Source organism: Spirosoma areae, assembly GCF_054781775.1.
Map to the genome: position 1 here is coordinate 281,979 of NZ_BAAGTT010000024.1, position 17,939 is coordinate 299,917.

The 17,939-nt window shown below is 51.9% G+C and carries 30 protein-coding genes; 3 read left to right on the forward strand and 27 right to left on the reverse strand.

From position 1 onward, the window contains the following. Position 1: 1 nt before the first annotated feature. The 6 genes from ACYVI1_RS11400 to ACYVI1_RS11425 are packed head-to-tail and all read right to left on the reverse strand — an operon-like array spanning position 2 to position 3,946. Complete coding sequence (locus ACYVI1_RS11400; RefSeq protein WP_460910061.1) at positions 2–358, reverse strand: hypothetical protein; 357 nt, start codon at positions 356–358, stop codon at positions 2–4. Between the two features lie 4 nt (positions 359–362). Continuing rightward, the gene (locus ACYVI1_RS11405) at positions 363–794 is read right to left on the reverse strand and encodes a DUF5675 family protein (protein WP_460910063.1); all 432 of its coding nucleotides are present in this window, start codon (positions 792–794) and stop codon (positions 363–365) included. Further along, positions 778–1,296, reverse strand: a complete 519-nt coding sequence (locus ACYVI1_RS11410; RefSeq protein ID WP_460910064.1) for a hypothetical protein — start codon at positions 1,294–1,296, stop codon at positions 778–780. Before ACYVI1_RS11410 ends, ACYVI1_RS11405 begins: the two co-directional genes overlap by 17 nt. A gap of 18 nt (positions 1,297–1,314) precedes the next feature. After that, the gene (locus ACYVI1_RS11415; RefSeq protein ID WP_460910066.1) at positions 1,315–2,229 is read right to left on the reverse strand and encodes a DUF6712 family protein; all 915 of its coding nucleotides are present in this window, start codon (positions 2,227–2,229) and stop codon (positions 1,315–1,317) included. Then, on the reverse strand, positions 2,229–3,584 hold the full coding sequence (locus tag ACYVI1_RS11420; RefSeq protein ID WP_460910068.1) for a hypothetical protein: 1,356 nt from the start codon (positions 3,582–3,584) through the stop codon (positions 2,229–2,231). Before ACYVI1_RS11420 ends, ACYVI1_RS11415 begins: the two co-directional genes overlap by 1 nt. Next, positions 3,581–3,946, reverse strand: a complete 366-nt coding sequence (locus ACYVI1_RS11425) for a hypothetical protein (RefSeq protein WP_460910070.1) — start codon at positions 3,944–3,946, stop codon at positions 3,581–3,583. Before ACYVI1_RS11425 ends, ACYVI1_RS11420 begins: the two co-directional genes overlap by 4 nt. 128 nt (positions 3,947–4,074) lie before the next feature. On the opposite strand from ACYVI1_RS11425, the gene ACYVI1_RS11430 reads away from it, so the two are divergent. Genes ACYVI1_RS11430 through ACYVI1_RS11440 form a run of 3 tightly spaced genes read left to right on the forward strand, consistent with a single transcriptional unit; the run spans position 4,075 to position 5,158 of the window. Further along, positions 4,075–4,293: a hypothetical protein gene (locus ACYVI1_RS11430; RefSeq protein WP_460910072.1), complete on the forward strand. Its 219-nt coding sequence runs from the start codon at positions 4,075–4,077 to the stop codon at positions 4,291–4,293. A 4-nt stretch (positions 4,294–4,297) separates the two neighbouring features. Continuing rightward, positions 4,298–4,855, forward strand: a complete 558-nt coding sequence (locus ACYVI1_RS11435) for a hypothetical protein (protein ID WP_460910074.1) — start codon at positions 4,298–4,300, stop codon at positions 4,853–4,855. Then, positions 4,856–5,158 carry a hypothetical protein gene (locus ACYVI1_RS11440; RefSeq protein WP_460910076.1) on the forward strand — a complete coding sequence of 101 codons (303 nt, stop codon included), beginning with the start codon at positions 4,856–4,858 and terminating at the stop codon, positions 5,156–5,158. 12 nt (positions 5,159–5,170) lie between these two features. On the opposite strand, the gene ACYVI1_RS11445 is transcribed toward ACYVI1_RS11440, so the two are convergent. From ACYVI1_RS11445 to ACYVI1_RS11545, 21 genes are all read right to left on the reverse strand, one after another. Then, on the reverse strand, positions 5,171–5,389 hold the full coding sequence (locus ACYVI1_RS11445) for a hypothetical protein (RefSeq protein ID WP_460910078.1): 219 nt from the start codon (positions 5,387–5,389) through the stop codon (positions 5,171–5,173). Between the two features lie 350 nt (positions 5,390–5,739). Beyond that, a complete protein-coding gene (locus ACYVI1_RS11450; protein ID WP_460910080.1) occupies positions 5,740–7,476 on the reverse strand; it encodes a hypothetical protein in 1,737 nt (578 codons plus the stop codon). 3 nt (positions 7,477–7,479) lie between these two features. After that, positions 7,480–8,046 (reverse strand): hypothetical protein, encoded by a 567-nt coding sequence (locus ACYVI1_RS11455; RefSeq protein WP_460910082.1) that lies wholly within the window; start codon positions 8,044–8,046, stop codon positions 7,480–7,482. Positions 8,047–8,069: 23 nt separating this feature from the next. Next, positions 8,070–8,807 carry a DNA adenine methylase gene (locus ACYVI1_RS11460; protein ID WP_460910084.1) on the reverse strand — a complete coding sequence of 246 codons (738 nt, stop codon included), beginning with the start codon at positions 8,805–8,807 and terminating at the stop codon, positions 8,070–8,072. Further along, positions 8,737–9,522, reverse strand: a complete 786-nt coding sequence (locus tag ACYVI1_RS11465) for a hypothetical protein (RefSeq protein WP_460910086.1) — start codon at positions 9,520–9,522, stop codon at positions 8,737–8,739. The genes ACYVI1_RS11460 and ACYVI1_RS11465 overlap by 71 nt, the downstream gene beginning before the upstream one ends. A 58-nt stretch (positions 9,523–9,580) precedes the next feature. Continuing rightward, entirely contained in the window at positions 9,581–9,790 is a 210-nt protein-coding gene (locus ACYVI1_RS11470; protein ID WP_460910088.1) for a hypothetical protein, read from the reverse strand. Between the two features lie 3 nt (positions 9,791–9,793). Continuing rightward, positions 9,794–10,312: a hypothetical protein gene (locus ACYVI1_RS11475; protein WP_460910090.1), complete on the reverse strand. Its 519-nt coding sequence runs from the start codon at positions 10,310–10,312 to the stop codon at positions 9,794–9,796. A gap of 3 nt (positions 10,313–10,315) precedes the next feature. Then, positions 10,316–10,732: a hypothetical protein gene (locus ACYVI1_RS11480; RefSeq protein ID WP_460910092.1), complete on the reverse strand. Its 417-nt coding sequence runs from the start codon at positions 10,730–10,732 to the stop codon at positions 10,316–10,318. 36 nt (positions 10,733–10,768) lie between these two features. After that, the gene (locus ACYVI1_RS11485) at positions 10,769–11,713 is read right to left on the reverse strand and encodes a hypothetical protein (RefSeq protein ID WP_460910094.1); all 945 of its coding nucleotides are present in this window, start codon (positions 11,711–11,713) and stop codon (positions 10,769–10,771) included. Positions 11,714–11,771: 58 nt separating this feature from the next. Next, positions 11,772–13,082, reverse strand: coding sequence for a S49 family peptidase (locus tag ACYVI1_RS11490; protein ID WP_460910095.1), 1,311 nt, complete (start codon positions 13,080–13,082; stop codon positions 11,772–11,774). Then, on the reverse strand, positions 13,075–13,539 hold the full coding sequence (locus ACYVI1_RS11495) for a hypothetical protein (protein WP_460910097.1): 465 nt from the start codon (positions 13,537–13,539) through the stop codon (positions 13,075–13,077). The genes ACYVI1_RS11490 and ACYVI1_RS11495 overlap by 8 nt, the downstream gene beginning before the upstream one ends. Beyond that, complete coding sequence (locus ACYVI1_RS11500) at positions 13,487–14,065, reverse strand: hypothetical protein (RefSeq protein WP_460910099.1); 579 nt, start codon at positions 14,063–14,065, stop codon at positions 13,487–13,489. The genes ACYVI1_RS11495 and ACYVI1_RS11500 overlap by 53 nt, the downstream gene beginning before the upstream one ends. A 674-nt stretch (positions 14,066–14,739) precedes the next feature. Continuing rightward, positions 14,740–15,054, reverse strand: a complete 315-nt coding sequence (locus ACYVI1_RS11505; RefSeq protein ID WP_460910101.1) for a hypothetical protein — start codon at positions 15,052–15,054, stop codon at positions 14,740–14,742. A gap of 238 nt (positions 15,055–15,292) precedes the next feature. Beyond that, a complete protein-coding gene (locus ACYVI1_RS11510) occupies positions 15,293–15,517 on the reverse strand; it encodes a hypothetical protein (protein ID WP_460910103.1) in 225 nt (74 codons plus the stop codon). Between the two features lie 108 nt (positions 15,518–15,625). Further along, positions 15,626–15,799 carry a hypothetical protein gene (locus tag ACYVI1_RS11515; RefSeq protein WP_460910105.1) on the reverse strand — a complete coding sequence of 58 codons (174 nt, stop codon included), beginning with the start codon at positions 15,797–15,799 and terminating at the stop codon, positions 15,626–15,628. 25 nt (positions 15,800–15,824) lie between these two features. After that, a complete protein-coding gene (locus ACYVI1_RS11520; RefSeq protein ID WP_460910107.1) occupies positions 15,825–16,175 on the reverse strand; it encodes a hypothetical protein in 351 nt (116 codons plus the stop codon). 93 nt (positions 16,176–16,268) lie between these two features. Next, positions 16,269–16,613: a hypothetical protein gene (locus tag ACYVI1_RS11525; RefSeq protein WP_460910108.1), complete on the reverse strand. Its 345-nt coding sequence runs from the start codon at positions 16,611–16,613 to the stop codon at positions 16,269–16,271. Continuing rightward, positions 16,610–16,819, reverse strand: coding sequence for a hypothetical protein (locus ACYVI1_RS11530; RefSeq protein ID WP_460910110.1), 210 nt, complete (start codon positions 16,817–16,819; stop codon positions 16,610–16,612). Before ACYVI1_RS11530 ends, ACYVI1_RS11525 begins: the two co-directional genes overlap by 4 nt. Further along, positions 16,816–17,103: a hypothetical protein gene (locus ACYVI1_RS11535; RefSeq protein ID WP_460910112.1), complete on the reverse strand. Its 288-nt coding sequence runs from the start codon at positions 17,101–17,103 to the stop codon at positions 16,816–16,818. The genes ACYVI1_RS11530 and ACYVI1_RS11535 overlap by 4 nt, the downstream gene beginning before the upstream one ends. 20 nt (positions 17,104–17,123) lie before the next feature. Beyond that, positions 17,124–17,645, reverse strand: a complete 522-nt coding sequence (locus tag ACYVI1_RS11540) for a DUF6011 domain-containing protein (protein ID WP_460910114.1) — start codon at positions 17,643–17,645, stop codon at positions 17,124–17,126. A 41-nt stretch (positions 17,646–17,686) separates the two neighbouring features. Further along, positions 17,687–17,938 (reverse strand): hypothetical protein, encoded by a 252-nt coding sequence (locus tag ACYVI1_RS11545; protein WP_460910116.1) that lies wholly within the window; start codon positions 17,936–17,938, stop codon positions 17,687–17,689. Position 17,939: the final 1 nt, after the last annotated feature.

Here is a 17,939-nt window from a genome sequence, read left to right on the forward strand (position 1 = left end):
GCTATGCAGCCGGTGCGGGGTGGGGTGCGGTGGGCAGACGACGGGTGGCGCCATTCCTGGGCAACCGGGCGTCGATATCCTCCAGCTTCGCCGAAATATGATCCTTAAAATCGCCCAGGGCGAGCGATAGCTGCCGGTTGGCATCGGCAATTTGCCGGTTGGCATCCGCCGAATTATTCTGCGCCATAATGCTTTCCTTTTGCATCTGAAGCTGCTGTGCCTGGTGGTCTTTCATGGTGGCCGTCAGCGCATCGTCTTTCTTCTGCATCGAATTCCAGACCGTGAACAGAAAATACAACAGGGCCGCAACGAACGGCGAAAGTTCCAATACCCGGATGAATAAGTTTGAAAATTCCATTTGTTTACGAGTTTACAATTGTGATATAAATAGCCTGATTGTCTTTGTCGGCCTGCGTCAGTACGTCCATCAGCAGTTTCATGGCCGCTATCGACCCCTTGAGCGTATTGCCTTCCCGCTTCAGACCAACCAGAATGCAGCCGTCGGTGTCGGCGGTCCAGTTGCCCACGTGAATGCGGATACCGGCGAAAAACAGCACACCCAGCAGCAGAGGAAGCACTTTGCCAAACCGCTCCGAAAAGGTGAGTTTGACCCGGTAACGCCCCGCTAAAATGGCCGTGTTGCCCTTTATTTTGCCTTCACCAGCAGGCCCCAGTTCCCGGATAGGATCTTCCAGCGTGGAGCACAGTGGCACCCATTTGCCCGCTTTTTGAACCGACAGAATGCCCCCGGTATAGGTAGCGGCCCGGTCGATACGACTAAGCCGCAGTTCCATTGCCTCGCTTGGATATAGACACGCTCAGGAGCAACCTATGGGCAAACAGGTAAGCCAGTACGCCCGCCAGAATTATACCGAGCAGTACCTTTATGATGGCCAGTCGGGTGTTAGCCTGATCCTTGTAGGCCGGATCGACCCCCCAGACCTGTTTCGTAACGTAAACCGGCACCCGCTTCTCGATGACCACCGAATCACACTCCGCTTTAATAATGGTCATCTTCGGGTCACGCTGGTAGATAATTTTGGCCCGGCCCTGGCGAATCTCATGCACGACCGTCGTGGTATCGGTTACTATCCGCAGAACGGCTGAATCTTTGGGTACCACCGTCGTGATGGTAGTAAAGGTGGTATCAGCCACATTGGTGGCAAACTTGCGCTGGGCTTTCTGAAAGGTCATGCAGCCCTGCAACAGGAGCATGGCCGTCAGCATGACCAGCATCGTGGAGAGCGTGGCCAGCACCGACCAGAAAAAACGTTTTACGCGTGGGTTGGGAAACATAGGCTATACAGATTACGGTTAGAAAGCGACGATTTTCGTTCCGGCGATGGGCAGTCCCCGTGGAGCCGGTTCGGGAGAGGTGGGCGTGAGCACCGTCAGCAGGTCGGCCACAAAGCCCGCTGCCTGCTCATCGAAGTAGCGAATGCTGGTTTCGAGTTGTTTATCCGAGGCCGGTTGTTTGTAGTTGAGCGTACCGAAGTTGGAGATGCCACAGACCTGCACCCCCGTATCGGAGATGGTCACCAGCTTCTCCCGAAGAGCGCGGGCAATGGTCAGGTAAGCCAGCGCACGCCGGGCGGCATCGAGTTGAGCGGCCTGCGTTTCGGTGAGGTTGCTCCCCGCCAGCAGATCGGGCAGGGCATTACCCAGCACTTTTTGAACCGACAGTGCTGCCGTCCGCATCGAGGCCGACAGCGTTTGCAGTATCAACCGGCTCCCGCCAATATCGTAATACGTCGAGAACACCTCCGCTGATTCAATCAAACTGCCTTTCTGGGCCTTGTATTCGGCAGAATCGGCATAGGCGGTAAACGTGGTTAGGTTGCCCCCTAAATAGCGCAGCAGGGCTTCAATGCCCTCAAAGGCTTCAGCCTTCAGCGTGAGCACTACCCGCTCTAACTGCCACTCGAAGGCATCCTGCGAATCGCCCGTTTTGGTCCGCATCACGCCCAAATCGGTAATGCGAACATTGCCCGCATTGACAAACTTCAGCAGGGCTAAAGCCGCAATCGGAGCCTTGACATACGGCAGCAGGGCGGTCTGATCGGCGCTGGGCGTCTGGGTCTCCAGTTGGGTCAGCAACACCGGGCCAACGTAGCGGCTCAGAAACACCTGCGCCGAGCGGAGGGCGGGCTTCAAACTGTCGTACTCCAGATCACCGCTGAAGCTGACGTACTGCCGAAGGTCGGCAATGGAGGTTAGGAGCAGGCTCATTAAGCAGCGGTGGGGGTTTGTTTGGTGGAACCGCCCGTATCGAGCGTCGTCAGTTCGGTATCCCGGAATTTGAAGGTGAGCCGGGGGTAGCGTTTTTTCCAGCCATTGTACTCGGCGATGAACTTCAGCGGAGCCAGGATGCGGGACCGGTAGGGTGCTGATTTAGCCAGAAAAATATTGAAGGCCTGCACTTTGTCGGAGCCTCCGGAGCGTTGAATATCCTTGCTCTGAAAGCCAAATAAGGACGGGTCAGTCCCCAGAGCATACAGCAGATTAGCTTGCCCATCGGAGTAGTCTTCGTTGTATTTATTATCCTTTTCCTTATCCTCCAGGACGATAATTTTAATGCCTAACTCATTGCCCTGGTCATCGACCCATTTGTCGGTCATGATGGCCTTATTCGCATTCTCGACGTTGGTCAGGCTTTCGGTCAGAGCGGTCAGGAATTCATTGCGGATGGCCAGCCTGCCGTCGTAATTGGCATTGAGCCAGCGGTCTTCGTAGACACGCTCCCAGTACTCGGCAGGCACTTCGATGTGATAGCGCAGGGCCATTTTATTGACCATGCCGAACTTCTTGAACTGGGGAATGGCCGCTAAATAATCCAGCCAGCCACTGGAGCGCACCGCATCCCAGGGGGCCAGTTGCATGTAGCTCTTGCCGGGCGAGGGGAAACTCAGGGGATAGATGTACTTAAACTCGGTACCGCTCCGCAGCAAATCAAACCGATCCGACCGGTAGGTATTGATGGCGGTAAAAATCTGCGTGTCCTTATCCTGCGCGTTGGCTTCCGGCCAGTTGGCATTCAGATACACTTTATCGAGCGAGCCGGTCTTCTCATTCATCCGACCCCAGCGGCAGTACGCCGTTTCGTTGTTGTGGATCTGGTTAATCCGTTCCCGGTTACGGCTGACAATCAGTTCGGGAAAGGCGTTCCACCACCACGACACATCCGAGGCCGACTCAATCAGGTAGCTTTCAAAGGTGGTATCGTTGAGAAAATCCCAGATCTCTTGATCGTCCACCTCCTCGTCGGAGTTCTTATCGAGCGTAGCAATCACACCCCCGGCTACCCATAACGCAGCTTTGTCGGCCAGCGCCTGGGGAATGATGGTCGACTTAGCCGCCAGGTCAATTATCTTCTGCGGGTAATCGTTGTTTTCGCCCCAGAAGCTAATGAGGTCATTGCCGGGCGTGAGCATCCGACGAACCACCGGTGAGGTGGGCAAGGCTCCCAGGTCTGCCGGGCCGGTGGGCGTTCCCTTAACCGTTGGGAAGCCTTTCATGACCACCGTCGCCTGCGCGATGGGCAGATAAGCGACGTTTCCCGATTCGTTCACTGTGAAGTCTTTCATCGTACCGGCTGACCGTTGATTTCTAAGATGAGGTGGAGGTGGATCTGGCGGGGCTGATCGGTATCGAAGCCCCGGATGAGCCGGGTCCAATTTGACTTTGGTGTTTTGGTGCGAACCGGCTTGCCACCCACGCGCTCGAAGGATTCCGTTTTCTGAACCCGGCCACCAGCCACGTGCCAGACGGCTTTGTCGTAGCGGATGATCTCCCCCCCGGTATGGCGGGATTCGTCGCAGGTACAAAAAGCGATAGCGAAGGGTATGGGAACCCCTCGCTCATCGCAGCCTTCCAGAATTGCCAGTGCCTCCTGCCAGGAGAGTAGTGCCGTTGCACGGGGGACAGAGTTACGGTTTACATGGCGCATCGCGTTAAAATGAACCTACATGGCTTTATTAGCTCTAAGTGGGCAGCAAGTTGCGACCCGGACGGCCCCCAATTCAGGACAACAATCAGTCGGCTACGCTCGCAAATTTGAAATGTGTATCTTTGGGTATGGCAAAACTCACCACGCACCTCGCCTTACGGATGCTGCTGACCCATGAGGAATTTCTACTGCGCTGGCTCCGGGCAGGTTACAGCAAAGAAGACCGGAGCCGGATGAAGTATCGGCTCGACCATGAGCAGTTGACGCTGGATAAGATGGAAGAAGTACTGGAGAAGTGCGGCTTTACAGTCGCCATCGAGAAGCAATGGAATACACCAACTACTTAATCAGATGGCAGAACAACCACTAAGTACAAATGAATTACACGAATTGCTTGAAGAGCAATTTTCATTTTTAATTGAGAGTTGCCATTCATTTGATAAGGGGAATACGAAAGAGGCCAAGCGATTAGCTACTACGATACGCCTACTGGTACATCAAACTCGGAATTCACACTCCTTACTTGGACAACTTGGGTTACAGACTACTTTTTATGAGTCAAGTGAAAATGCACCTGAAATCCAGAATACAGTATATAGTTCTTGGGCGCAAGTATCACTGGCAGGTAGATTGTCAGATAACAAAATTCATTTTTACGGCCCGAATTTTGGAAGACGTAAGCCAGAAAGAATGGTCGACTTCAACACATGGTGGGATAGGCGGGTGATTGTTGATAAAGAAGGCGCTGAATTTTCTCGAAAAAGGATTGTTTTATCAATGGCTGATCAAGATGGTGGAGCCCATGTAGACCCTAAATTATCGGAGGACTACTACAAGCTAACTCGTCTTAATTCAGTGCAGGACTATTATACGACGATAAAAGCTACTCCTGGTCTTAGCCCAAGTTAAATGATTGAACGTATGAGAGAAGCTGTCCGTATGATTCCTCCAGTGTCTCCTGCATTTTATACAGTCAGACAAATTGCCCATGAAATATTGGTAAGTAAACTGCCAGAAGTAAACCCAAAAACGCCATTGAATTATGACCAGGACGTTATATATAGTGGCAGGGCAACAGGGTATATGACTTATTATGCGGGGGATGAAACCGAACAAAAAGATTATATGGTAACGTACAGTAAATTTTCTCTCGATAGTTTATCAGAGGAAGAGCGAGCTTACCTTGAGCGGATGTTCGGTCGAAAAATATAGACAGTTGAAAGACTACTGCCCATTCGCCTGACGATACTCCAGCCAGGCTTGTTTGAAGGATTCCTCAGCCGCCCAGAGCGGCATGTGTTCCTGAATAGCGATGTCGATAATGGTCTCCAGTGCTTCGTAATTCTGCACCCGGTACCAGAGTTGCACCAGCTCCTCCCACACGAGTGGTTTTCCCTCCCGAATGAAGTGCAACACGCCGTAATCAGGCTCTCTTGGTTCCATAATGCCTATGCAATTTACAAAACAGGGCTAAAAAGCGTCAATCGACGATTCGCGCTTTTTTGGGCGTAACCGTCCGTAATTCAGACGAGTAGCCGTAAAAGCTATTTCAAATTTGACACGATAATTTTGCCCCATTTTTCAACGTTTTCGGCCTAAATCCCTGTTTTTCAGGGGTGCATTGTTGAGCAACCGAAAAATCAACTGCTTGCTCACGCTGCCGACCCAGCCACGCACTGCCGGCAGGGTGCAGTTGCACCCCCGCCGAGGCCATGCATATATGATTTGTGATTTGTATCACAACGAAAAGCCCCGCTGGTGGGCAGGGCTTCAACGAAGAGCAATAAGGGTAGCTATCCTCCGAATACAGTAGGCAACAGGTTCAGCTTGTTAGGCTCCACAAAGGTGAGGTACCAGAACACGGTATCCAGGCCATCGGTATAGTGCGTGGCCTCCTCCTGGGGTACGTTGTCATCCTGCTCAGGGAGTTTGTTCTTTTCAAATCCATTCTTACCCTCCTTCACTTCAGCATTCCCCATTGCTTTGACCACTAAGCGCATGTTCTCCCGGTTGAAGCGTTGCCTGGCAAAGCGGTTATCCATTTCACTCAGGCAAACGCCCCAGCCTAAGTACCGGTGATGGTGAGCAGGAACTTTGGATAGATACTTAACCTTTACCCTCCAGCGTGCTGCCTTCAGTGCTTTGATAACCTCATCGGCATAGGTCATTGTGCTCTTACCATCCTTACCCACCGCAGTCGGGTCATAGACATACATCACTTCTTTCTTGTAGAAATAGCGATAGTACTCTACAAATTGAGCGACTACATCCTGAATCTTATCCGGGTATTTAACGTGGAAGGCTTTCAGGTAATGCACCTCGTCATAGCCCGACGTGTTCTTCAGGTGTAGCCGACTGAAGCGTTGCCCGACAATTAAACAGTTAAAGCTGGAGCCATAGTCTCCACCAATGGTCAGGGGCTGATCCGCATCAAGGTCATCGTCTTTACGGCAATCATTGTAGGGGATGTTGGCAAAAATCTTAGGATCGATTACCCCGTAATTCGTTGCATCATACTGGTGACGCTGGCTATCGAAATCCGGATAAAATTTATTTTCAACCCCGTCCTGCTCGATGTTTAAGATAAACGCTTCGAAAGCGCTCTTCTTAAACGTGCGTAGCTTCTCCCGAAAGTAAGCCAGGCCCAGAACGTGCGCGTTGGCAAAGGAGGAGGCAGCCGCGTAATGGACCAGGCCGCGACGCAGTTCATCCAGCACCTGCTCGTATTTAGCGATGCGAACCAACCGGGCCTGATTTCGGACGTGGGTTTGCAACCGCTGCCGTTCTTTGTAAACCTCAAGCTGAATGCTTAGAATTAGCTCAATGGCCCGCTGATGGTGAGGCTTCAGGCATTCCTCTTTATCCTTCAGTATCCATTTGGCCCCGCTTTCGGTCGGCATATCGGTCGTGAAGGTCACCGAATGGTGTTCTGCAATATCACCATACCGATGATGGCCACCCCGGTTAATGGCCATCACCTCACTATCGAGTTTATCCTTATTGAACGTCTTGGCCTCATCGCCAATAATGGCCGAGACCGACATACCGTTGGCAGAGCCGGGCCTATCCTGACTCACCATCCGCAGCACAGACACCGAATCCGTGCCCGGATTTCGCATAAAAATGGAGTGGTGGGGATCAATCGGTGAATTATAAGGCAGCTTCATGTTAAACTTCTTATCGGGAAACCGACGTAGCCAGTAATCCTGATTAACGACGTAACCCAGCGCATCCATGCCCTCCATCAGTTCCGGTAGCGTCCGCTCGGTGAGTTGCACATACGTAGCACCCACGACCACAATTGACGAGCGGTGTAATCGTTTGAGTAGCTGGTGCAGTTTGGGAGCCAATACACCTCTGGTTTTACCGGTGCCCCGACCGGCCACGACGGTGGTGTATTGAGCACCAATGAGTAAGCAAATCAACTGGAGGTAGTTGAAGTGCATTTGTTTTAGCTCTTTTTCGGGCTGACGCTCCGTCAGTTCAATGGTAGCGGGTAGCTGACTATGTTTGATGATCTGCGTTCCCATTGCTTAGAGTTCGTTTTCTTCCGCAATCATCAGTTCACGGCGGGCTGCTTCCTCGCCAATAAATTTAGTGGCGACCTGGAGGAGATTCGGGATTTCTTTGGCCCCCAGCAGTTTGGGATTGAAGCTGATGTGCAGTTCAATCGATTTACCCGCGTTCGTATCTTCCTGAACCTCTTCCCCGACGCCTAATTTGGCTAACGTTGCGTCACATTGAGCCGCTACTTTGAACTGCCCGGCATCTTCCGCTTTGGCTCTCAGGTCGCGGATTTGCGCCACCAGCATGATGCGGTCATACTCCTTATTGGTTTTTTCCATCGAGGCAAAAAACCGTTTGCAGTCCCGGACATCCCGCCAGGCCTGTGGCTCGGAGAGTGGCTGATGGGTCTGAAGCAGGAAATTGACCGTCTGTGTATCGGTTAAAGGCCGGGCCGTTAACATCCACTCACGAGCAGACTTCCAACGTTTTAACCGTTGCTGGAGCGATTCAGAAAGCGGGTACCGGGTTTCATCCCGGTACCAGCGCATGATTTTATCGAAATCGTCCTCGAAGCGGGCGTCTTCATTTTTCATCGTCTGAAGCCGCTGTGAACGGCCTAATAATTGGTGATAAGAATCTCCATTCGGCGATTCTTCATGTTTTGCCGTTCGCCAATTTCGAGCAGGGCAAGTTTGCGTTCAGAAGCCAGCTCCAGCAAATACGGATGGTCGAATTCAGACACCGCAAACCGGCAATCGGATTCCTCCAGGCAGTTGAATAAATCCGTTGTATCCCGGATGCTGAAGCTATCATAGTTGCCGCCTTTGGTACCTAAATACGGGGGGTCAGCATAGATAAAGGCTCCTTTGTTACCGCCAGAGCGGAGGGCTATCCGGGGTAGTACATTCCTGAAATCGGAGTTCATCAGTTGCACACCCTGAAGCTGCTGCTGCACCTCATCGATGCGCTGGAGCACCAATGCCCAGGTATTACTTCTATCGAATTTCATGGTGGCCATACGGCCCATGAAACTGAAGTTGGAAAACAACAGGAACCGGGCTGCCTTGCGAATGGGGTCGCCTTCCTGATTGGCTCTCCAGTATTTCCACAAATCCTCGTGCAGGGGCATTATCTGCCAGAAATCAGCCAGGTCCTGCTTGCGGTCGACAATGACCCTGAACAGGTTATACACCTCTGAATCATAGTCATTGACGATGTTGTGTTTGGCTTTGGGCTTACTGAAGAACATGCCACCGGCTCCGAAAAAGGGTTCGATGTACAAATCATGCTCCGGAAAGTGGGGGAGAATGGATTGGGCGATCCGTCGTTTGTTGCCCGGTCGAGTGAGAATCATTGGAATTGGGTTTGCTCAGTTTTCGTTCTAATCGGTCTTTTTCCTCCGAATACTGCCGCAGGAGGGCTTCGGCGGCCTGACGCTGCTCAGGCGTCAGGGTCTTCTTTAATTTGGCTTTGTAGCGTGATACGTAACTCCGCGCGTTGAGCAGGGCCGCCTGGTCATCCACGATGACAGCCGGGTCATTGGCCGAGGGCGGCAAATAGCCGTGCTGGTTAAAGAAATCCAGTCGACTGTACAATTCATCAATCTGACGGGTAATGGTCTTGATTCGGATGGCGTGGGGCAACCGCTCGGCAGCCGCTTCATCGGTATTGCCCAGCTCCGCTTTCGCCCGCAGCCATGCTTTGGCTTCAGCCCGCTCATCCATCAACTGATAAATCTGGGTGCGGATGGCCGCGACCGCCACTGGCTCCGTCGCCGGTGTCGGAATTTCTGGAATTTCGGGTGCAGCCAGGGCGGGTATTGTCGGATTTACCGGAACCGAATTATCTTTTGGATAGCAGCTCTGCGCAGATGCGATCGGCGAAACATTCTTCTGTCCATCCACCCATTTACGCAATTCTGTTTCTAACCGGCGACGTGTGTAGGCATCCTCACCCATCGACAGAGCCGTGAGCGCGATGCCGGTAAACCCTGTTTGTCTCAGTAGCTCCAGACCCGCCTGATACTCGTCGGAAGCCAGAAGCCAGGTGTTAATGTTCTCGGTTAGCATACGCAGAAAGGGTATAAAAATAGCGGCTTAGTCAGGCCGCTATTTTTTGGTGAATGGGTTAGTTCTTCTCGATATGCGGCCAGCCCATAGTGTGTAGCAACACGGCTAAATCGGGGCGCAGCAATTCGGCTTTTGTATAGCTTCGCTGCAACTGCACGACATAAACGTTTTGAGCGGCTTCATCCAGTCCGACCAGCCGGAAGGTGGCTGGTGTCAGTTCAGAACTCGATTGTGAGTTCTGAACTGACGGCGTTGTTTCTTTTGGCATCTTTTATGCGTCAACCGCCATTGTAATGGTGGCAGCTTTGTACTTGATGAAGTCAGCCGCAAACGCCGTGAATTTAAAGAGGAAGCCCCGGCCATCGCCTGAGTTCTTGGTGGCATCGTAGCTTGGCTCGATTTGCACCTGAAACTCCTTGTTACCAGCCTGAATCAACTCGGACGAGCCGGGCAGTGGTGCCAGCACAATGAACCGGTCATTCTTACACAGGTTGACGAAATTGACGATCTCGTCGGCTTCACCCGGATGGTAGAATTCACCCTCGATCATAAAGCTGTTGCGGTCAGGACCACCCAGGGGCGAGAATTTAATCGTGCCGGTATCCTTCGTTACGTACAACTCCAAAAAGCCTTTGCCCACCGGGAAGGTGTGGGCTTCGGTGATGTTGTAGGTATTGGCAGCGGGTTCCTTCAGCAAGGTGAAATCACCGAAGGGTGCCACCAGAATGCGCTGCTGAAGACCGCCCTGGCGGTTCGCCTTACCGGGGTCTTTTATTGATTTATAGCCCATTGCTTAGCCCTCCTTTTTGATTAAAAAGCCCACACCCTTACCGACCAATTCTTTCTGAAGCACCTTATTGGCGATCAGTTGCTCCACTGTATAGGTCTCCCCCTTGTATTTGAAGGATTTAACCTGCACTTCGTATTTTACCTTGCCCACCTCGATGACGGGAAAGGCCGCTGGGGAGGTCTGCATCTCGACAATACGCCGTTCCAGTTCGTCGATGGCCTCTTTCTGACCTTCAATGACCTGAGTGGCTTCGAGTTTGGTGGCCTCGTGCGCGTTGCGCTCGTTCACTAACTGAGCCTGAAGTGACTCAAGGGTCTCCTTCTGGGTTTCGATGGTAGCCCCATGAGCAGCCTGCTCATCGGCTAATTGAGCCTGAAGCGACTCGATGATCGCTTCAGGCTGGTTTTCGTTGTCTGCCATTGCTGGTTTGCTTATCGCGGGGGTTAGGACGCAGGCTTAGACCTGGTCGTTGCAGAATACCAATTCGGGCAGGATGAACCCAACGCCGTAATACCAGTCGGTCAGCACGTTGACCTGACGCTTATCAATCTGCACATCAAAGCGCTTCTGATTCTCGGTCTTCTTTTTGAGACAGATGGCGTTCTCTTTGGGCGTGCAGAAGATGCGGTTCCGGCCCTTCATCGAATCCCGGCCCACCAACGTGAGGTTGGTATCTTTGATTTTCATTGTCAGACTGTTATCAACCGTATCCTTGCCATACTTCTTCCGCAGGCCCCGGCTGTAACGACGAACCAGTTGCTGATTGGTGTTGAGGTCCATCGCCTGATTCCAGTACTTGTCGTCAATCTGGTCGGCGAAGTCTTCAAAATAATCCACCAGGTCCTCATCATCCGTTGGGATAGCGCCCATCGTAATCAGCCCGGCCCGGCCAGCCGTCACGTGTTGACCAATGATGGTCAAAAAGCCATCCATGCCCGCACCGGCAGCCCCGGCAGCGCCAACGGTCGGCTCGACGCGAACGCCTTTGCCAATCTCCAGCGTCTCCATGTCGTCCTCAATCTGAGGGGAGATCTGGGCTTCCAGCCACCAGCGGATAAACGGCCACTCTTTGGGGCTGACGTTGTTATCGGCCAGAAAACCCAGCCAGGTCGCTTCCAGATCGTGCGGGGTCTCCGAGGTGTCCACTTTGTGGTGGAACATCTTGATGACGACCGGATCGAAGGCCAGCGGGTTGATGGGCGTGAAGCCTTTCTGATACGCCTGCACCAGCCGACCGAAGGTGGTTTTGCCCGCTTCCCAGATGGTGTCATCGGTCAGGCGGGTGCTAAAAATCGCTTCAGAGGCCAGCTTTTTGCGGACCACCTGAAAGAGTCGGGAGACGTTCTGACCACGATCCTGGTAGTACGCCTTATACTCAGTTACTATATCAACTACATCCATTGGTAATAAGAAGTTACAGGTTACAGCGGTGAAACTTTCGGTTACTTAAAAAGACTGACTACTTTTTCTCGGCAGCCTGATTGTAGAGCCAGGAGCCTTCTAAGGCTTTGTTGTGGGGCAGGTTGGCAATGACCTTGTCGGCATCGTCCTGACCCGCATCAGCCTGCGTTTCGTTGGGTTTGGCGACCAATGTCTTCTCGGCTCCGTTGAGTCCACCTAACCGGGTCACTTCGTTTTTCTGCGTGGTCAGGTCATTGGTCAGCGTCGTCACTTTGCTGTTGGCAGTGGTCAGCTCGGTAGTCAACCGGGTTACTTCAGCCTGAGCCGCTGCCAGGGCTGTGCTATCGCCCTGCGCGTTGATGGCTTCGACCGCTTTTTCGTAGTCGGCTTCCGTGCACATGACAATGCCTTTGAAACCAGCCGCCACCAACTCTTTATTGACGGCATCCATCTGCTCCGGGGTGAGGGCTGATGCCTCAACACCTTTAATGGCCAGCAGTGCGGCCAGTTTAATAAATCCTAACATACTCGTTCGGGGGGTTGTGTTTGACGATAAATTCTTAGTGGAGACTGCCGAAACAGCTTCCTTGAGGGTGCCAATGCTGTCAATCAGGCCGATGTTCAGCGCATCTTTCGCGCTGAACACCTTGCCTTTAAAGGGGTCTTGTTTATCGGTCTCAAGACCCGGTCGGCGGGATTTCACGTAGTCAATGAACGCCTGGGCTTCCTGACTGACGTAGGCTTGCAGGGGTTTGAAATTGCCCTTCGCGGCCTCCCGCCCTTCGATGTTTTTTTCACTGGATTGCTCGGCATACACGTCTTTGGAGACGATACCCAGCTTTTCATAATATTTACTCCAGTCCTGGTAGGAGATGTAGGTACCGATGCTGCCCACCCGGTCATTGACTCGGCTGGCCGACATGCTGTCACACGAGCAGCCAATCAGATAGCCAGCGCTGCTGGCCTGCCCGTAGTCAACATGGCAGTGGGTGGGAAACGGTAAATTCACCACCGCATCGGCAATCCGGTAGCCAGCGTCGGCGGAGCCACCGGGTGAGTTCATCTTGATGACCGCGCCAATCAGGTTTTTGTCAGCGGCCATTAGTGCCAGTTTACCCACCAGATAGTCCGCGTAGTAATCGTAAATCACCCCTTTGATGGTGATGACGGCCACGCTATTGGGCTGGCTGGCCTCCACGTAATACGCCCAGTTGTAATCCGTATAGTGGATGGGCGTTTCATCGAGGGTAAAGACGATTTGCCCTTTCTCGACTAATTGAGCCAGCAGCAAATCCCGGATTTCGGGATCGATAAGCCAGGTCTGAATGGCGGAAAAGGCGGTAATGTCAAGGATGTGCTGCTTATTCATAGCCGGGGCGGAGGGTGAGTGTGCCTTTCAGCGTAAGCGAGTAACCCCGCTGGCCAGCCACCTGGTCATCGGTACCAAGCTGGTAGTTCAGTTCGAGGGCTTCCACCGGCGTTCCGGCCAAGCGAATCAGACCACTATTATCGCAGAAGCGTACCAGGCATTTTTCACGCTGAAAGAGCGTGTCCAGAGCCTGGGCTTTTTGGGCATTGTCGTCGGGCGAAAAGCCTTTGATTTCCAGCGTAAAGAGTGGGCCGTTATCGGTAAAGTCGCTGCTGAGCCGGTACTGGAGGGATTGGGGCGAGCAGTAGATGCGCGTCCAGGAAGCACCGGATTTGAGGGTAATAACCGGCGTACTGGTGGCGGAGGCACGGCTGTAGGCACTGACTAAGGCAGCGGGTACTACCTCAAGCCACCTGCCCCCACCGGGATTCCATTTGCCAGTCCGTGCAATCTCCATGCGGCAAGATTACGGACGAAAGCGACCCTGAATCAGGACAACAATCAGTCGGGCGGAGGGGGGATAGCATCCGGCGACGGTAGCGGGCGTAGTAGCGCAGGACGGTATCTAAACTCAGTTCTTCTTCGGTAATGCCGTAGCGGTCCAGAAAGCGTTGAACGGAGGCCTTCAGACCCGCCCCAAACTCCATCCGCATGGCGACTTCGGCGGTCAGTTTCTCGAAAAACAACTGGCTCACAAAATCATTGAAGACGCTGATTTTCTGGGGGGTGAGTTTGGCCCCCGCTCCGTAGCGGCTGACCCAGTGGGGAACGCCCACCGTCAGGGTTGCCGTCAGGCGATGGTACTTTCGGGGCAATTTGGCATCCATATGGCCGTACCGTTCCAGACTGGCATAAAGGAACCCGGCGTAGGGGTTGCTGTTGGCCGTCAGCATGAACGGCTGGGTATCGTACTGAGCCGAGAGGAACTTCTCGACAAGCGGATACACGGGAATAACATACGTCTTGGGCGTTACGGAGGTCATTGAGCAGGAGCAATTGGCTATCGAAACTAAGAAGCTGGCTCCTATTGGATTAGGACAACAATCAGTCTGGCGCAATCTGCCTTTAAGATACGCACAAACTACATATGTAGGTAGAACTACCTATTACCTTATGGGCCAATCCGGTAACTTATTTACTGGAAGGTATTTTTTAACATATATTCAGGTACAAAAAAATTAGACCCCTGCCCAGCGTGAAAAAGAAAACGCCACTGGCCTAAAGTGCCCATGCGTTTGTATTTCTGTATAATAGTATTATCACTTGATTATCAGCTTTTTACATTACTTTAAAAACCCTCTCCGATACAATTATTTTTGTATCACTGTTTTTTTGTAACTGCCCCCCCCTTTCTTTTTATTAGTTGATACAATGTTTTGTATCAATTGATACAGAATCACTTAAAAATTGTATCACTATATACTATTGATTCTCAACAGTTTGCGCCTTTATAACCCTTCGGTGATACAGAAATACAGAAATACAATATTTTTTAAGTTGTTAAGTGAAAGAGTACAGAGAATCAAGGCCAAAGCCGGGCAGGAAGGGTAAGGCAACAAAAAAGCCCCAGTTGAGGGGCTTTCTGTATCGTTGTGGCGATGTAGTAGGATTTGTTAAAGTGATTTAAACTATACCTATCGTTATAGTTATACGTAAATTAAAAAGGGTTCATGCGGTGAGTAAAGGACTGCACCAGCGGGGCCGTATTGACGAAGGACACCTGCACTAATTTGCCCTGGTGAATCAACTCGCTAAACTTCTGATATGGGACGCGCTTCTTAGCCATGATGCCCACCTCCACGATGGCCACCTCCGTGTTGACAAAGTCATTGCCCTGGCCACGTCCGTGCACCTCGATGACGCACATGAGCCTGGTGCCGTCTGATGACTTCCACCAGCTAAACTCCGGCACCAGGCTAAACTGAATGGTTGAGGTCCGTGCGACTTTCTGGCTCATGGTTGATTCTTCCATTGTTTGTACCCGTCCGTGTACTGAAAATAACCACCATTCTCGAAGTCCACGTAGAGTATTTTACTGCCGTGCAGGAACATCTCCTTTGGTTCTCCATGAACCCAAATCCGGTAGTAGCCACTGCTCAGGCGCATTAGTCCTGTACATACATGAGTAGGTTCGCTTGAGGCTGATTTCAACCGAAAAGTTCGGTACTTCACAAGCTGCCTGGCTTTTATCTTCACGAAGGGCATAGTGCTTAGGTTCCAGAGTGTACAACAAAGTGCCGGTCCATTGGCGCGATGGCGTAGCCGAGTTGCCACAGAGCCAGCGTGAAGTCCCGCATTTCAGAATTTAGTGCAAGGTAGCCAGCCGCATCTAAGGCAGTGTGCAAGGCTGAATCAAAGGGCATGACCGGGTGGTCAACCGTTATGCTATCGCTCTGATAGTGTTTATCGTGGGCAATAATCTCGTTCTCAGACATACTATTCGTAGTTTTGACCCGACATCGAGTGGGATGTCGAACAGTTAATTGTAGACCGCCCGGCGCACGATGATGCCGGGCGGTTTTGGTTGTTGGATGATTACGGTTTTAAATCGGTTCACCAAATAAGTCTTCACCTGTCTCTTGAACAGATTGGATACTAATGGCTTCTTCATCAGACGTAGGAGAGTCGTCCCACTCTTGTTCGTCTTCGATTTGCTGAAAGGCGCGTTCAGCGGCTTCATTGTAGCTAAGGTGATTATCTCGTTCAGAAATTGCCATGACACTTGTTGGTTACGTGAGAATATTAAAACAGTTGAGGTGCATGAGCGATAAACGCCTTACCATATTTGCGACGTCGGGCGTTATCCTGCCGGTCATGATTGAGGTGGCACCGTTGGCACCAGGCGCGTAGATTGGTAAAGCGGTTATTGGTCACATCGTGGTCGTAATGTGCCACCGTCAGCACAATCCGCATAGGCGACTTCTTAGCAGCAATGGCCAGAAGTCGATCCGCCGTTTGAAATTCCCCATCGATGCGGAAACCAACCTCGTAATTCGGCACTCCGCACTGTTCACATTTGTGCTCAGCCCGCTTGAGCACCAGCCGCCGAATCAGGCTCCACTTGGGATGGTAGTCGTCGTAATTAATTGGCATAGCGGAAGCAGGCTTTCAGAGTGAGCACCACCAGCAAACCTGCAATCAGGAAGATGAGGGTCCAGGGGCCGGGTATAAGTGATTTCTTAGCCATTATCGCACGGGAATCAGTAAGCTGTCCTGAATTTCCATCACGTCCACCTCTTGGGCCGTCATCAGCGTAAGTGTAGCTGATATGCTTCCTTCAGCCGAGCCAATTAGAATAGAATCGGTGTTCATACCATCCTGATTGGTTCGCATGATGCGGATGCTGGTGACCCGCGCGGTTTTATTCTGGTCACAATAGAGCGACTTTTCCCGCTGGAGGGCGTTGTACACCGCATCAAGGGTGTCAAGCAATTGCGAGGTTTTACCCGTCGACCAGGCTTTGGCTACGTGGAGCAGGTGAGCTTCGAGTTTACTGGCGGGTTTGCGGCCAGTGGTGATTTTGAATTTCATAATTCGGGTTCAGTTAATCGGCTGACAGGCCGGTTTTGTGATTTGAATACTTCATCGACGTGCGGGTCTACTTTGGCATCGACGGCCTCGACATTACAACCCGGCATGTACAGCCGATGCAGGTGATAGCGGGCTTCAGTCAGGCTCTGGTTCGTCCGCTCGGCGTACTGCTCGACGCGGGCGCGGTCCCATTCGGTGCGGTTCATTGGACACCTCCTTCATGCGGCACTAATGATAGCCTCACCTCGTACCCAGTGGTTTGCTGAATGGCGTCTTTAACGGCTTCAGTAAAATCGACCGTAATCTCAGTCGACTGAATTGCTGACTCTGGTATGACCAACTCGGCCTTAAATTGGGGCCGCTTAAATACCTCGTTCGGTACCGATAGTTTGATCTCCATACTGATCTCGTCCCAGCCCAGATTTGGCTTGCTTTTGAGTACCCGAACGCTCCCGTTCTGAGTAATCACTAAGTGAAAATTGACAATCATTGATGAATTGATTTAAGGAGTTACTTAAAAAAGTCGGCGGGTGTAAGGGTCACTTTAGCTAAGGTGGCCGTGTTGTTGCACATCGAGAGCAGCTTCAGTTTAGCGGCTTTGTAGTCGGTTTCGTGAATGCTGAAAAAATCGTCAATATCGACCCGGCTGCTGCGCTCATTGCCCGCCGTAATGCCGACGTAACAATCCCGATTAGCCAGGCGAACACCATCCCAGATGTGCATCGAATCCCGGTACATAATCAGCTTATTGAAGAGCTGCTGCCCGATGGCATCGAAGATATCGCCCATCACAAACTCAATGTCATTAGTGACCGATTTCGCGCCTTCCTCATCCTGAATCCAAAGAATATGCCCATCCACTCCCCAACTGTACTCAGCGCGATGGGCGAAGAGGTTGCCAGTTTTATCAGCATGTTCGGAGCGTTTGTACTTGCCCGCGCATTCGGGGCCAATGCCCCGCTCGACCGACACGGGGTCAGTTAGCAGCTTGCCGCAGATCCGGCAGCGTGAGTCTGATTTACCTGATAACATAGACGTACTTATTTATGGTGAACAGTTAATTGATTACTCGTTTAGTTGATTCGGTGGACGGCATCACCCCGGCCATGCTTGATCATGAAGTGTTCGGCTCCCTGCTGACAGACCAGTTCGATGGCGATGTCGGGCGTTACGATGCATGACATCGTTAAGGCCGTAATCTGACGACGTGCCGAGCAGCTACAGCCATGATATTCGCATGGAATCGTGCCGCCATTGGCCATACCATCCATTCGTTTGAAGCATTCCTGCTGCGCGTCTATAAATTTTTTCTCGTCTGAAGTCATA

Bases quoted from the DNA above. Each gene is read 5' to 3' on its own strand.
- ACYVI1_RS11515 (WP_460910105.1), bottom strand. From the start codon at position 15,799: ATGGCAATTTCTGAACGAGATAATCACCTTAGCTACAATGAAGCCGCT.
- ACYVI1_RS11470 (WP_460910088.1), bottom strand. From the start codon at position 9,790: ATGCCAAAAGAAACAACGCCGTCAGTTCAGAACTCACAATCGAGTTCT.
- ACYVI1_RS11540 (WP_460910114.1), bottom strand. From the start codon at position 17,645: ATGTTATCAGGTAAATCAGACTCACGCTGCCGGATCTGCGGCAAGCTG.
- ACYVI1_RS11500 (WP_460910099.1), bottom strand. From the start codon at position 14,065: ATGACCTCCGTAACGCCCAAGACGTATGTTATTCCCGTGTATCCGCTT.
- ACYVI1_RS11535 (WP_460910112.1), bottom strand. From the start codon at position 17,103: ATGATTGTCAATTTTCACTTAGTGATTACTCAGAACGGGAGCGTTCGG.
- ACYVI1_RS11520 (WP_460910107.1), bottom strand. From the start codon at position 16,175: ATGCCAATTAATTACGACGACTACCATCCCAAGTGGAGCCTGATTCGG.
- ACYVI1_RS11510 (WP_460910103.1), bottom strand. From the start codon at position 15,517: ATGTCTGAGAACGAGATTATTGCCCACGATAAACACTATCAGAGCGAT.
- ACYVI1_RS11485 (WP_460910094.1), bottom strand. From the start codon at position 11,713: ATGGATGTAGTTGATATAGTAACTGAGTATAAGGCGTACTACCAGGAT.
- ACYVI1_RS11490 (WP_460910095.1), bottom strand. From the start codon at position 13,082: ATGAATAAGCAGCACATCCTTGACATTACCGCCTTTTCCGCCATTCAG.
- ACYVI1_RS11435 (WP_460910074.1), top strand. From the start codon at position 4,298: ATGGCAGAACAACCACTAAGTACAAATGAATTACACGAATTGCTTGAA.
- ACYVI1_RS11480 (WP_460910092.1), bottom strand. From the start codon at position 10,732: ATGGCAGACAACGAAAACCAGCCTGAAGCGATCATCGAGTCGCTTCAG.
- ACYVI1_RS11495 (WP_460910097.1), bottom strand. From the start codon at position 13,539: ATGGAGATTGCACGGACTGGCAAATGGAATCCCGGTGGGGGCAGGTGG.
- ACYVI1_RS11405 (WP_460910063.1), bottom strand. From the start codon at position 794: ATGGAACTGCGGCTTAGTCGTATCGACCGGGCCGCTACCTATACCGGG.
- ACYVI1_RS11475 (WP_460910090.1), bottom strand. From the start codon at position 10,312: ATGGGCTATAAATCAATAAAAGACCCCGGTAAGGCGAACCGCCAGGGC.
- ACYVI1_RS11530 (WP_460910110.1), bottom strand. From the start codon at position 16,819: ATGAACCGCACCGAATGGGACCGCGCCCGCGTCGAGCAGTACGCCGAG.
- ACYVI1_RS11450 (WP_460910080.1), bottom strand. From the start codon at position 7,476: ATGGGAACGCAGATCATCAAACATAGTCAGCTACCCGCTACCATTGAA.
- ACYVI1_RS11455 (WP_460910082.1), bottom strand. From the start codon at position 8,046: ATGAAAAATGAAGACGCCCGCTTCGAGGACGATTTCGATAAAATCATG.
- ACYVI1_RS11545 (WP_460910116.1), bottom strand. From the start codon at position 17,938: ATGACTTCAGACGAGAAAAAATTTATAGACGCGCAGCAGGAATGCTTC.
- ACYVI1_RS11430 (WP_460910072.1), top strand. From the start codon at position 4,075: ATGGCAAAACTCACCACGCACCTCGCCTTACGGATGCTGCTGACCCAT.
- ACYVI1_RS11505 (WP_460910101.1), bottom strand. From the start codon at position 15,054: ATGGAAGAATCAACCATGAGCCAGAAAGTCGCACGGACCTCAACCATT.
- ACYVI1_RS11460 (WP_460910084.1), bottom strand. From the start codon at position 8,807: ATGATTCTCACTCGACCGGGCAACAAACGACGGATCGCCCAATCCATT.
- ACYVI1_RS11440 (WP_460910076.1), top strand. From the start codon at position 4,856: ATGATTGAACGTATGAGAGAAGCTGTCCGTATGATTCCTCCAGTGTCT.
- ACYVI1_RS11410 (WP_460910064.1), bottom strand. From the start codon at position 1,296: ATGTTTCCCAACCCACGCGTAAAACGTTTTTTCTGGTCGGTGCTGGCC.
- ACYVI1_RS11420 (WP_460910068.1), bottom strand. From the start codon at position 3,584: ATGAAAGACTTCACAGTGAACGAATCGGGAAACGTCGCTTATCTGCCC.
- ACYVI1_RS11525 (WP_460910108.1), bottom strand. From the start codon at position 16,613: ATGAAATTCAAAATCACCACTGGCCGCAAACCCGCCAGTAAACTCGAA.
- ACYVI1_RS11445 (WP_460910078.1), bottom strand. From the start codon at position 5,389: ATGGAACCAAGAGAGCCTGATTACGGCGTGTTGCACTTCATTCGGGAG.
- ACYVI1_RS11415 (WP_460910066.1), bottom strand. From the start codon at position 2,229: ATGAGCCTGCTCCTAACCTCCATTGCCGACCTTCGGCAGTACGTCAGC.
- ACYVI1_RS11465 (WP_460910086.1), bottom strand. From the start codon at position 9,522: ATGCTAACCGAGAACATTAACACCTGGCTTCTGGCTTCCGACGAGTAT.
- ACYVI1_RS11425 (WP_460910070.1), bottom strand. From the start codon at position 3,946: ATGCGCCATGTAAACCGTAACTCTGTCCCCCGTGCAACGGCACTACTC.
- ACYVI1_RS11400 (WP_460910061.1), bottom strand. From the start codon at position 358: ATGGAATTTTCAAACTTATTCATCCGGGTATTGGAACTTTCGCCGTTC.